Raw genomic sequence first — 13360 nt, forward strand, 5'->3', positions numbered from 1 at the left:
TTTTGCCTCATAAACTGCCCTTGAAGTCCTAACGGGTATATCCTTCTTTCCCTGCGGTCTTTAACAGCTCCGATAGCAATTCTTTTCGTCTGCCATCAGCCTTGCGTGCCAGCGCTGCAAGCTTCTCTGCCTTGCCCCAGATCGGATACAGCACACGCTCCACTTCATAGGTTGCCAGTCCTTGCAACGATTGGACCAGAAGTTCAAGCTTCTCCTCATTCTCCAGCTCCGGCTGAATCTTCAGCTTCAGGTAATCCGTAGAACGACGCAAACAGGCAACTAAAGCTGGTACAGAGCTGGCCGTTACGCCGTGTGTCTCAGCAAAGGCAGCGGTGAATTTATCCTGTACCAACTGGTGCTCATCATCCACTTCACCCATGTAATATTCAACCAACGGGAAATACCGCTCATCTGCCAGTCCAAGTCCAAAGGTTGCATAACTGCCTGGCATACCGTTCTTTTCACCCTCTGTATCTGCATAAAATTCGAACTCTTCGATAGCCTCACGTGCATAATTTTCAAGCAGCGGATGCAGCTCCCCATACCCCAGTGCATTCGCGAAGAATCGGTGGGTATCCGACTTCGCGAGCCCTTTAATAGGCAGATACTGCTTCACGCTGGATTTGAGCTTGATCTTGTAACTTTTCGGGAAGCCCTGCTTCAGCAAACGGATGATAAAGGAGAGGGCCTGTTCGTAGGCAGCTGCTTCTTCCTTGCGAATGATGATAGTCATGATGGAAAAAACATCGTTGGCCTTGCATTCCACCTGTTCCGTTTTCATATGAATATCTTCCTTGGCATAGGTTCCACTGCCTTCCTTGATCATGCGTGCTGCACGATTACTGCCAAGCTGTTTCGCCAGTTCCAGAAAGGCAAGCCCCTTCGGTTTACTGTAACTAGGCTCATAACGAAGAATCATTACGGCCGCATATAGCAGCAGATCGATGGGCTGTGCCACATGCTCTCCATACTCACTCTGAGGCTGCTCCTCCAAAGAAGCACCTGGCTTAAGTGTATATTTATTGTCGCTGTACGCCGAAGGCTCTACATCATAGTAATGTGGCAAAAATTGATTCTCCGCCCATGATGTTATCGCACGGATAATATCACCACGATGCTCCGCCAGGGCTTCCTGGCGCCCTTTGTTTAAGTCCTGAATGCGGTCATATTGCGCTATAGTCCACGCTGCGTCCAGTTCAGGGAATAATTTCGGATCAAGCAGGTGGCGCGTCAAAAAAAAGGATTCCAGCGGCTTGGTTGGATATGAACCATGTATCAGCTTCTGATCTACATATGTATGAATGCGCTCAAGCAGCTGCTGTCTTTTCTCTTCGTTGACATATTCGAGCATGGTCACTTGCAGCTTTCCTTCTGTCGTTGGGAATTTCCCGCGGAAGGTGAAACGATAGTCAATCAACGGTGTGTTCGCCAGCTCGTCCAATCTTCCCTGAACAACGGCTGCAAGCTTGGGCTGAATCTCATTCCGCACCTGTTCCTCGGTAAAAGGGCCGGCATTCTTTGATTTCAACCCATCATCCAATCCAAGATCCACACTGTCTACCGTGGTCCGTCCGGGTCTGTAATCCAGCAATATATCATTAAAGATCCCCATTTGCAGCGTTGTTCGCTTCACTGCCTTTTCCAGGTCCTTTCGCTTTAACTGTTCATCAAACCATTCATGAATTGCCGCAATCATCTCTTCCACTGCCTGATCATAGAGTGTGCTCATGCTTCGACCGCCTTCCCATTTATCTAATATCCATTAGTGACTTCTCCCCAAACGCCTGCTCTAATCAGATCATTCCTCAAATCATTGTTGATGCTAAAAATACGTATCTACGTTCGTATATTACCTGTTATTTTACTCTCTCAGGCACCCGCGAAACAATAAGTCTTACGCACGGTTATATGTCGAGAGAACAATGAATACTCCCTTCTAAACATGTCTATGCAGCCCGCACGCCATAACAAAAACACCGGACTCAGGTGATTTCCCGCCTAAATCCGGTGTATTCACGAAACACTGCTTCCCTTTTTATGACTTTAGTATGATTCATCTGCTGAATCATTCACAGGTTTAATTGACGGTTTTGAACCACTCGTTGACTTCCGTTGTGATTTGGTCGCCGCCCATGGACTTCCACTTCGTTACGAATGCGTCGAATTCATTGAGGTCCACCTGACCATATATGATTTTGCTGAACGTATCTTTCTCCAGCTTGTCAAGTGCGTCTTTCTTCATCTTCATGGTGTCCGTAGGTGCACCCGTGAATTTATCCTTGATTGCATCATCCTTATGAGCTACTACCACTTGTGCCGCAGCGAACACTTCCGGTTTGTTTGCAATACTTGTATTTTTCTCAAATGGGGTTTCAGGCTCCTTGCCCGAAGCAAGCTCAGCCAGTGTATCCATCATCAGGTTCGGAATACGGGCACCATCATAAGTGAGTGTATACTTCAACGGGGATACCCCATCTTTCACTTCAGCTTCACCAAGTACTTTACCGTCTACAATATCAAAGTCATATCCTTGGGCAAAGCCATGCTCAAACTCTCCGCCCACTTCCGGATTGGCAAAGTTATCGAACAAGTAATTTTGGTAGGTGAAGAAGATTTCCGGGTTCGCCATATCCTTGTTGATCAACACGACCCCGTTGCTGGCACCTGAACCGTGGTGATGGCTCTCGCCAGTCGGCCCGGTTGGCAGGGCAATGGCTTTGTAGGTAGCGCCGTCCACATTTTTCTTCACATCATCAATTGGCCAGTTCGGCATCCAGTGTGGTCCCACAATGATTCCCGCTTTGCCTGCTGTAAACAGTTCAGCTGCCTTGATCTCGTCATATACGCCGGCTTCCTTCGGCAGGTAGCCTTTGGATAACCAGTCTTTCATCGTTGCAAGTCCTTCTTTCACACCCGGTTGAACCGAGCCGTATTCCAGTGTTCCTTCTGCATTCAGATTCCACTGTCCCGGCATCGTGTTATACATCCCGAAGATCCAGCCGGATTCGGTCATCCAGGTATTGAGGGCATTTTTCATGCCGACCGTCAGACCGTACGTATCCTTTTTACCGTTACCATCCGGGTCCTTGTTCGTAAATGCATCCATCACCGTCACCAGCTCATCGATCGTTTTGGGTTCTTCGAGTCCCAGCTTCTTCAGCCAGTCTTCACGGATGAACATCACCGGGTCGCCGTTATAAGCATAGTCGAAGATCGGGATACCATACCGCTTGCCTTCATACAAGTACGGGTACCACTCTTCGGATGCGGATTCTGCAGCCCCTTTCCATGTGTCGGATGCATATTTGTCGAATAGTTCACCCGCATCAGCGAATTTACCCGACTCAATCAGCTCACGCACCAGATTATAGTCACCACGGATGGAGACGATATCCGGCAGCTCTTCGTTAGCCGACAGGGAGAGGCGAAGCTTCGTGTAAAAGGCATCATTGGTCACGGACACAGCCCAAGGCGTTGTCAGGTCGATGCCCAAACGTTCTTTGGCCCATTTGGTATGCACGTTGTTCTGTGCCGTCTCTCCGTTCTTGAACTTTGTATCATCATTCCAGGCTCGCAGATAGCTCATCTGAACCGCAGGTTCGTACTTACCGTCTTGCAGCGTAAGTGGCGCAGCTGCTTCCTTGGACGGTTCTTCCTTTGCCCCCGAGCTGCATGCCGTTACGGCAACCATCGTTAGTGCAAGCAATGCAGTCATCATTTTTCTATACATGAAACCCCTCCTCAATCACTTTGAATACCCTTACATGAAAAGGATAGTGCAGCCGGGGAAGCAAACATATATCACAATTTCAATGTTCATATTGATTTGTTAACCGCTCCGAAAATCCTGCGGGGTCAGTCCATAATGTTTGCGGAATACCTGAATGAAATAAGGGGTATTGTTATATCCCACTTCCTGACCGACTTCATAAATCTTCATGGCCGTGTGCTTCAGCAAGTGAACAGCACGTTCCATTCGGGAACGAATAATGTAGTCACTGATGCCTTCACCTGTCGATTGTTTATACATTTTGGACAAGTACACCGGATGCAGATGCACCTCCCCGGCAATGATCTGCAAGGAAAGATCCTCGCCCAGATGGTGGTCAATCCATTGCTGAACCTGCCTGATCATGCTCGATCCGCTTTCCTGTCCCGTGTTGGCTGTGCTTTGAACCCATTGTTCCATCACACTCCGGGTCCATGCTTCCAGACTCCGAAGTGACACGCCGTAGCCGTCTTTCAGCAGCTGCTGATACTGCTCACCAAGCACATCGGACAGCTGCCTGCCCTCCCGATGAGCCATGTATGAGAACGCAGCGGCGAGATAGTGAAAAGCAACATAGACATGTTCCGGGAACACACTATCGGAAAGCTCGGCAAAAATCGAATCAATCTTGCGATTGGCATCGTCCATCCGTCCTGCTTCCAGCAGTGCGGTCAATCCGGGCGGCTCATACAGCGCCGCAAGTGATTTCAAAGTTGCTCCATGGGAGCCGGCAGCCGCATTGAGATGCAGTCCTTTGCCCGCCTCCGCCTGCTTGCGCAAGGCACTTACGGCCTGATGGTACAACTGCGGAACCTGCTCCGGGAAACGGCCTATCCGGCTGACTGACAGCGAAATGGTCGCGTTTAAATACTGCTTCACACTGTGAAGCAGCCGTTCTCCGAGCCGCCCCATCAATAATTCCGGTTCAGACTGTGCCTGTTTGGGACTGGCCATGAAGACGAGATCGTCATACGCATCGTCCGTATGGCAGAGATGATAGCTGCTGCCAAAGATCTCTTCCACCACGTTGGAGATGGCGTATTTCATTAACTGGAATGCCTTGTGCGTTGGCTGCGGGTCATCATAGCGGATGAGCAGCAACTGCATTTTATCCTGAGGACGAAAGCCAATCTCCAACTGCTCCAGCTTCTCCACAAGCTCACTCTCCGCAAATTTATGCCCAAGCAGTACATCCTTCATTAATCCCTTCCGCTTCTCCGGTAAATGCTCCCTCACCGAATACATGGCGCGCTGATGCATCAATTGTTTCTCTCCCTCCAGCCGAATCTGGACGGAGGCCTGCTGCACAGCTTCAATCAGCTCCTCATCCCGCACGGGCTTCAGCAGATAACTCACTGTTCCATGACGGAGTGCCTGCTTCGCATAATCAAAGGAAGCATGTCCGGATAAAATGATACATTTGGTCCGGTCCCACTTCTGCCGAATATGACTCACCAGATCCAGACCGGACAAGCCCGGCATGCGGATATCAGTGATAATGATATGGACCGGATGTGCAGCCATTTGCTGCAATGCCTCTTTCACCGAGTACGCCTTATATACGTGTCCAATCCCATGTTCCCTCCACGGTATAGAGGCTGCAATCGATTCTACCGCTGAATGTTCATCATCCACGACCATTAGATTCATCATTAGGATATTCCTCCTCAAACCATCGTATTTCCACACTGAGCCCCCCGTAAGGGATCGCTCCAAAATGCAGCCCGGAAGTATGACCATATCGCGTAACGAGCCGCTGGTGTACATTCCAGGTACCCGTACCAATCTCTTCCCCCATCGGTTCATTGATTTCCCGCTCAAGACTAGCAATCTCCTCCGGCGTCAAAGTAACACCGTCGTTATCGACAAACAGACTGTATCGTGTGTATTCCCTTCCATCGATATGCTCTCGCGCTGCCATGCCTGTAACGATAATGTGACCGCTGCCCTCCATCGGTTCAATGCCGTGAATGACTGCATTTTCCACGATAGGCTGGATCAGCAGCCTTGGAATGTGCTGCTGCATCAGTTCTTGAGGTACGGCGATCTCATACGACAAACGGTTGGTGCGCATCTGTTGGATGGACAAATAATTGTCCAGCAGCCGAATTTCCTCTTCCACGGTCGTCATATCGTTCTCATCACGTGTGATGTAGCGATAGTAATCTCCCAGACTGAGCGACATGGCAATAACCGCTTCGCGGTTGCCGAGCTGCGTCATATTTTTAATATAAAACAGGCAGTTGTACAGGAAATGAGGATTGATCTGCGATTGCAAATGTTTCAACGTCGCTTCCCGCGAACGAATGCGTTCTTCATACACTTTTTCAATCAATTCCTGAATCTGCTCGGCCATGTGATTGAAGCTCTGGGTCAGATACGCGAATTCGTCCCGGGAGTGATCGACCGGAATTCTTGTAGACAGCTGTCCTTTGCGAATCTGCTGCAGCCCTCGCATCAAACGTTGTATCGGCACCTGTACCTTTCGGTATAACAGCAGAGCAGCGCCAATACTGAGTACAAGCAAGAGCAAAATGGAAGTAATAAACATATTCCGGCTCTTGTCCATCGGCGTGAGCAGATCATCCAGCACGACCGGATTCACATAGATTCCATTCAGCTGTTTGGAGAGCACATAACTGACCAAATACTGCTTGCCCCCCACCTCCAGCTGATGGTTACCCTCACTGCCCAATCCGTTTAAAGGCATGTCCTCCATAATCGCCTGCATCAGTTCAGGATCCGCACTGCGGTTTAATAACGGTTCATTACCCGGCACATATAGAAAGGGATCTCCCCCTTGCGCCTCCTTGAAGTCGTCCAGCATCGCTACAATATTCATCGGGTCAAAATTAATCTCCATTACGGTTCGAACACCCGCATTCACCGGCTTAGCATTCCATTCATAATTATCCGTGAAGAAATAAGTGAACTCCGCCTGATCCAATTGCCACTGTCCAGGCTGAGGAAACTCCAACATGTTCTCATTGTAGACGGTTCGACTCGCCTTGGTGGATAATACCAACTCTGCTTGAGGCAGCACGATGGTAATATCGTTCTTCCAACGGCTGGTGGACTGGTACAGCGACAATTTGTCGAGAATATCGAGATAGATGCTGTTTTTCTCATACTGGCTGGTTGATTCCGTCATGTAACGATAATGCAAAATGCTTGGATCGCGTAGTAAAGTCAGCCCGTAGAGCGAGAGCTGCTCAATATTTTTATCCACCTGAGAACTAAAATAGTTGAACTGATTCAAGCTGGACTGTTGTTTCTCCTCCACGATCATGTCCACATTCGCTTGATTCGCGTAGGTATAGAGCAGCAGAATCGGTACCAGCAAACAGACCAGCAGCATAACTGTTTTTGAGAATACTGTAAATTTCATTGCTTCACCCTGTCCCGGATTAAAGTAAAGATACACATCGAAGTCCTATTCTATCTTGAAACCCCTTACATATCCATACTGATTTTATGTGATGCTGCTTTCCTGTGACTCGTAATCCTTTTATACTGGGAGTGCATTAACATTTCGTGAGGGGGTTGTATGATGCAATGGACAGAACACGGGGTTTTACAGATTGTGGATGAAGACATCTCCAGTCTGTATTGTTACTATGACCGGGATGGAATGGGTTATGATGAATCCTTTCTGTTTGAACTGCAGCTTCAAAATTTGCCGTTAACACCAGGCAGTGTGTCTGCCATTCAGTTTGTTCTAGTGGATGAGTTTCCACTGCGGGAAGGTGTCATTGAAGATGTGCAGGCCGCGATTCGTTCGGTTGATACGCAGTATAATGGCTCGATTATCAAATAATTAAATATTCCAGCAGAATCGTGAAACAGGAGCATTGGACTTTCGGGTCAGGTGCTCCTGTTTGACGTTTCATCAACAAGTTAATATTTCAACATCCGCCTTGAAATGTTGTTCTATAGCCGGCCCGTTTCCGTTGCTATAATTCAGTTGCTCCACTATTTGCAGAGGCTGACTGGCCTCATTATGCAGAGGCTGGACGATATAAAGGAGGGACCTGATGGCTATGGAACAACCACTAACGACGACCAATACGCCGGTGCGGCAGGCAACACACCATCCACGCAAACGTACCCGCTGGAATTTCAAACGCACATGGCCGCTGCATCTGATGCTGCTGCCTTCGGTACTGCTCACATTGCTGTTTGCCTATGTGCCTATGGGCGGCATTATTATTGCTTTTCAGGATTTCAAACCGTGGCTGGGCTTCACCGGCTCCAAATGGGTCGGATGGGATAACTTCCGATTCATGTTCGAATATCCGGATAGTGTCCAGGTTATCTGGAACACGGTGCTGATCGCTGCCATGAAGATTGTGGCCGGACTCGTGGCCCCGGTTGTGTTTGCCATTTTGCTGAATGAAGTACGAAATTCCACGTTCAAAAGGTTCTCACAGACGCTGGTATACCTGCCCCACTTCCTGTCTTGGGTTGTACTTGGCGGCATCCTGCTGGACATGCTTTCCCCCGAGGGTGGATTGGTGAACCAGGTGCTGGCGGCTGTTGGCATTGAACCAATCTTCTTTTTGGGAGATGGCGACTGGTTCCGTGTAACCGTAGTCATCAGTGATGTATGGAAGGAATTTGGATTCGGTACCATTGTCTTCCTTGCAGCCCTCGCAGGCATTAACCCTGCTCTGTACGAAGCTTCCGAGGTCGATGGGGCAACACGGCTTAAACAGACCCTGCACATTACACTGCCTGCACTCGTGCCGATGATTATTGTGGTGGGTACGCTATCACTGGGGAATATTCTTAATGCCGGATTTGACCAGATTTTCAACCTGTACAATCCACTTGTATATGATAAAGGCGATATTATTGACACATTTGTTTACCGAATGGGTATCTTGAATGGCAAAATGAGCTTTGCGACTGCGGTTGGTTTATTTAAATCCTTTGTCGCCATGTTCCTCGTCATTACCGCCTACCGGATGGCTTACAAAATCGCGAATTACCGCATTTTCTAAGGGGCATTTTGTATACATCCAGACAGCGACTTTCAATCAGCAAGATATAGATCGAAATGGTTCAGTTCGTCTATATCTTGTACACGTGAGCGGTTCAAATCGAATTATGCAAAATGCTTAAGGAGGAATTAAGGTGTATCACAAAACGACCGGATACCGTATATTTAACGGCTTCAACTTGTTCTTCATCGCGGCCGTCTCGCTGCTGTGTGTGCTGCCGCTTATTCATATTTTGGCGGTTTCCTTCAGCGGTAAGGCGGCAGCTTCCGCCAATCTGGTCACACTCTGGCCGATTGACTTTACTGTGGATGCCTATACCAAAACCTTTGGTAACAGCAATTTCCTAAGTGCACTATGGATCTCGGTAGAACGTACCGTGTTTGGCACGCTGCTCAGTATGGTGCTGGTCATCCTGACGGCCTATCCTTTATCCAAGGAAAGTTTGAATTTCAAAGGACGTTCGCTGTATGCGTGGTTTTTCATCTTCACGATGCTGTTTAGCGGGGGGCTGATCCCTTCCTATATCCTGATTCAAAAGCTGGGACTGATCAATACACTGTGGGCCCTGATTTTACCTGGGGCTGTGGCAGTCTGGAACCTGATTCTCATGATGAACTTCTTCCGTAACGTGCCCAAAGAGCTCGAAGAAGCGGCATTCATCGACGGTGCCAACCATATCACCACTTTGTTCCGCATCTATCTGCCCGTATCCATGCCGGCCATTGCCACGATCTCCCTTTTCACGATGGTGGGGCAGTGGAATTCCTGGTTCGACGGACTGATCTATATGAATGACGCAGCCAAATACCCGCTCGCTACGTTGATGCAAACGATTATCGTGCAGCAGGATTTCTCCAACATGAACGTGGATGCTACACAGCTCCAGAACATGTCGCAGCGTACGGTCAACGCAGCCCAGATATTTATCGGAGCACTGCCCATCCTGCTCGTGTATCCGTTCTTGCAGCGATTCTTTGTAAAAGGTATTGTGCTTGGGGCTGTAAAAGAATAGAGCCCGTATACTGAATGCATTCGCATCATTTCATCCCGAGGTTCATAACGCATTTATTTGCTTCGGGATGATTTCCCGCGAATGGCGTTGTTATATTGATTAATGAGCTCATCCAGCACCATCGATTGACGAATGACCTCTGGATGCCAGAGCTCACTATGTGCATTTGCAATCTGGTAGAGTCTTTGCCGTGCCTTTTCAATACATTCCTGAATGGTTTCCGGATTATGCACCATACTCCCGCCCCCTGTTGTCCTTCAGTATACTCTATCCAAAAAAGACCATCTATTATAATATTCGGAACAAAGGGAGCTGCGGATTACCCCAAATTTAAAATTTGTATATTTTTTCTTGTAAAGAATGGAATAAGGGAGTCCTTGAGGTTAAATGTGATGCAAAATGCAACAAAAAATACCGGATAGGCTGGTAGGCCTGTCCGGTATTTATAGTCTATAGGTGTATACTGCTCTATCATCTTAATCCGATATCCTCAAAACGATTGCCAATCGTCTCTGGGAAGACCTGTTTAATCCCATCAATGGCGCGTTGTTCCGTTTCCCCCGCCTGCTCGATCAAATTAATCACCCTTAGCACATGTCCTGGCTCCTTTGCATCCCATGCTGTTGATTCCTCAACCAGCTCCATCATCTGCGCATACAGATCCGCCAACAACGCATACTCCCGCATAACTTGGGCCATCTGATCGGATAGGTGCCCAAGCCCTGCAACATAGGAGGCAATATCCTGTCTCGATCGGGCATAATAGCGCAGGACTGTGGCAGCTTGGTTGGTTTCATATGCCCCAGATTGCAGGGCAGCGGCAATGGCCTCATATGCGGCGGGTCCACAGGCGTAATCCTGGGGTGGCAGCATATAATCATGGGTCTCCCATTTGTACACAGCCTGAATTAACGACTCCTTGCAAACCTCCCATACGTCTACGGTTGTATGAGATTCAAGCACTTGATAATACCAATAAGATGTAGTGTTCCGACCAAAAGAATCATAGGGCAGACGAATGACTTTATTCCCTTCACTATCACAGATAAATAGTACCTGCTCCCCATCATCATACCCCGCACAAATGACAAATTGATCATGCCAGACAATCGCACCTGTGCCGCGGTCAATGGAAGCTTTGATATCCAGCAGAGCCTGCTTCTGATAGAGCGGAAAGGTCGGCTCGAACGAAAACCCCGCTGACTGACTCGCTGTCACACCAATGAAATCAGCAGCTACAAAGTTCTCCGCCATCCAGTTGTAGGCCGAGATCGATTCTGTCGTCAGACGCCGATCTACCACCAGTCGAAATACACTTGCGGTCATGCCCGCAATCATGTGACGGGGTAAATTCGTCCACTGTTTATGTATTAAAACCCGGTACATTGCATCAATATATGAACCCACACCACTCCATGATATGTGTTCTTCCGCACCATCTTGAGTTTGTGGAGATTCAATCAAATCCAGCAGTATTTTGCTCCCCATCCTCTACTCCTTCCTTTCCTATCTCGCCGAGTGCGCTCCCCAACGTGGCACAGTGGATCGTTTGCGATCAGGAAACTTCAGGGATATCAGGCGAAAATAATCAACAGCCTGCTCTTCCAATGCTTTCGCTTCCAATAAAACCTGTGCCAGCTCCTCTGTTGCATCTGCCCGTATAATCCATCTGTTATGTTCCTGAATCATGCATGCCTTCATCTGCATAATCAATGCTCCAAGCTGTTCATAACATGCATAGGCTTGGTCCAGTTCGGTCCATATCCCCTGCGCATCCTGCAAATACATCTGGATTTCAGTTCGGGACCGGCAATAGGATTCCAAAATATACGCAGTCCCCGATGCATCGTAATCTCCACCCCGAAGGGCCTCTACCCACACATCATACGCCAGTCTGCCCGAAGCAATATTTCGATCAGGCAGTAGACGGTAAGGAATATCCCAATCCTCAATTGCCATTCGCAGTGATTCCAGCAGCATTTGCTGTTCCGGGATACGAACCCGATCTCCAAAAACCTGACAATGCCAGAACCCGGTGAAGTTCAACCCGAAATTGTCATACAGCAAAATCTGTGGTTCCTTGCTCCAGCCGTCTTGCACATAAAAGATGCGATCATGGTCATCATACCCGTGAATGACTCCAAATTCCGGAATCCAGTAGATTACTCCTACGCCCCCATCCAGACTGCGTTTCACCCAATTTACCGCATCCCGCTGATAATATTCGAAGGTGGAATGACGTGTGCGTCCTCCATCACTAATCGTGAATATTCCCAAATTATCGATTCCTTGGCGATGGGATTCGCCCCATTGACCGTAGGCTGTAACCGAAATATGCAGCAGTCTGCGGTGTACCGAAAGCTTAAATGCCATCCCTGTATATCCAGCGAGCGCATATTTAGAACCCTGAAACAGACCCGCATGGGTCAATACAGCGTGTAGGCTATCCACATACGATTTGGACTCCCGCTTCATTCTCAAGTTATCTAATACGACTTCAGCCAAGAAATAGTCTCCTCCCCATGGTGATTTTCTTATGTATTTTGTATGGAAAACTAACAACCTTTCTCCGCTCATTTATGCCTGTTCAGAAACTTATTCTTTCATCCCAAGCTTGCCAATCATGCCACCCACACGACTTTCAAGCTTGCGTCTGAGCCATCCCGGAGACAGCAGCTCCTCCCAATCACTGATAAACAAATGCTGCATAAACGCATCCATGTCATAAAATTCAATCCAGTGAATCTGATCTTGCTTTGCCCGAATCCGATAGCCTTGCCACAGCTCTGTTTGCTGCACTTCTTTCAGTCTGATCTCAGCGACAAACGGTTTACGAACAGGAAGCGCCTCTTCCCATCCACTCAGCACCCCGTCCACCTGATACTCAAATGTCTCATTCATGATCCAAACATGAACAATTCCCTCCAACCGGATAGCCGTTTGCTGAACAGGATCCTCCTCATAACCGATAACATAATCAGCATTGAACTGGGATACCATCTTCAAGGGACACCAGGAGAATTGCCGTTCTCCGGCATGATCCCTGTAATGAATATGCACTTTGCGTGTTTCAGTAATCGCATGGGACAAAATCTCAAAGAACTGAAGCTGCTGTGGATGCGCCATAAATACAGGAAGCTGACGATTCCCCGTCTGTTGTTCCTCAGGCGTAAAACGCTCCAGCAGATGCGCAACACGATTCACAGCATCCGACTGTTCGTAATTGTAGTGCCGATAACGATGTGCCAGATACTTAAGCACCCGTTGTTCTTCTTCCGTCATATATAAATGGGGTAACCGATAGGTCTGGTCCTCATAACAGTACCCCCGATATTTGGCCATATACAACAAGGGGGCTCGCAGGGAAATCGCCATATATTCAATATCGCGCTGGGCCTGGCGACGGGATATTTCAAATTCACGTGCAAGCCAGCCGCTGTTCGGGAAACGTCCACTCCGAATCTGCTCGTCAAACCAGTGAATACGATGCATATTGCTCATGTTCCCGCCCCCTATTAATCCCATCATTTACTATATTGTATTATACCAAAAGACATGGCCCGTTCCGAAGAACAG

11 protein-coding genes are annotated in these 13360 nt (G+C 48.2%); 3 read left to right on the forward strand and 8 right to left on the reverse strand.

What is annotated here, in order from left to right; translation table 11 throughout:
- Positions 1-28 precede the first annotated feature (28 nt).
- From PPA03S_RS21305 to PPA03S_RS21320, 4 genes are all read right to left on the reverse strand, one after another.
- Positions 29-1729: a DUF6138 family protein gene (locus PPA03S_RS21305; protein WP_062325983.1), complete on the reverse strand. Its 1701-nt coding sequence runs from the start codon at positions 1727-1729 to the stop codon at positions 29-31.
- 348 nt (positions 1730-2077) lie between these two features.
- On the reverse strand, positions 2078-3730 hold the full coding sequence (locus tag PPA03S_RS21310) for an extracellular solute-binding protein (protein WP_062325984.1): 1653 nt from the start codon (positions 3728-3730) through the stop codon (positions 2078-2080).
- Positions 3731-3829: 99 nt separating this feature from the next.
- On the reverse strand, positions 3830-5422 hold the full coding sequence (locus PPA03S_RS21315) for a response regulator transcription factor (protein WP_068964185.1): 1593 nt from the start codon (positions 5420-5422) through the stop codon (positions 3830-3832).
- A complete protein-coding gene (locus PPA03S_RS21320) occupies positions 5397-7157 on the reverse strand; it encodes a sensor histidine kinase (protein ID WP_062325985.1) in 1761 nt (586 codons plus the stop codon). The genes PPA03S_RS21315 and PPA03S_RS21320 overlap by 26 nt, the downstream gene beginning before the upstream one ends.
- 159 nt (positions 7158-7316) lie before the next feature.
- Here PPA03S_RS21320 and PPA03S_RS21325 point away from each other — a divergent pair, with 159 nt between their 5' ends.
- From PPA03S_RS21325 to PPA03S_RS21335, 3 genes are all read left to right on the forward strand, one after another.
- On the forward strand, positions 7317-7586 hold the full coding sequence (locus PPA03S_RS21325; RefSeq protein ID WP_157284300.1) for a hypothetical protein: 270 nt from the start codon (positions 7317-7319) through the stop codon (positions 7584-7586).
- 328 nt (positions 7587-7914) lie between these two features.
- Complete coding sequence (locus PPA03S_RS21330; RefSeq protein WP_062326031.1) at positions 7915-8772, forward strand: ABC transporter permease; 858 nt, start codon at positions 7915-7917, stop codon at positions 8770-8772.
- Positions 8773-8905: 133 nt separating this feature from the next.
- Positions 8906-9784 carry a carbohydrate ABC transporter permease gene (locus PPA03S_RS21335; protein WP_062325987.1) on the forward strand — a complete coding sequence of 293 codons (879 nt, stop codon included), beginning with the start codon at positions 8906-8908 and terminating at the stop codon, positions 9782-9784.
- 53 nt (positions 9785-9837) lie between these two features.
- Here the strand turns inward: PPA03S_RS21335 and PPA03S_RS21340 are convergent, their stop codons facing one another.
- The 4 genes from PPA03S_RS21340 to PPA03S_RS21355 form a co-directional block, all read right to left on the reverse strand.
- Entirely contained in the window at positions 9838-10020 is a 183-nt protein-coding gene (locus tag PPA03S_RS21340) for an aspartyl-phosphate phosphatase Spo0E family protein (protein WP_062325988.1), read from the reverse strand.
- A 235-nt stretch (positions 10021-10255) separates the two neighbouring features.
- Positions 10256-11272 carry a hypothetical protein gene (locus PPA03S_RS21345; protein ID WP_062325989.1) on the reverse strand — a complete coding sequence of 339 codons (1017 nt, stop codon included), beginning with the start codon at positions 11270-11272 and terminating at the stop codon, positions 10256-10258.
- A gap of 18 nt (positions 11273-11290) precedes the next feature.
- Positions 11291-12289, reverse strand: coding sequence for a cysteine peptidase family C39 domain-containing protein (locus PPA03S_RS21350; RefSeq protein ID WP_245683697.1), 999 nt, complete (start codon positions 12287-12289; stop codon positions 11291-11293).
- Positions 12290-12379: 90 nt separating this feature from the next.
- Entirely contained in the window at positions 12380-13285 is a 906-nt protein-coding gene (locus PPA03S_RS21355; protein ID WP_062325990.1) for a helix-turn-helix transcriptional regulator, read from the reverse strand.
- Positions 13286-13360: the final 75 nt, after the last annotated feature.

Source organism: Paenibacillus pabuli NBRC 13638 (assembly GCF_001514495.1).
Taxonomy (GTDB): domain Bacteria; phylum Bacillota; class Bacilli; order Paenibacillales; family Paenibacillaceae; genus Paenibacillus; species Paenibacillus pabuli.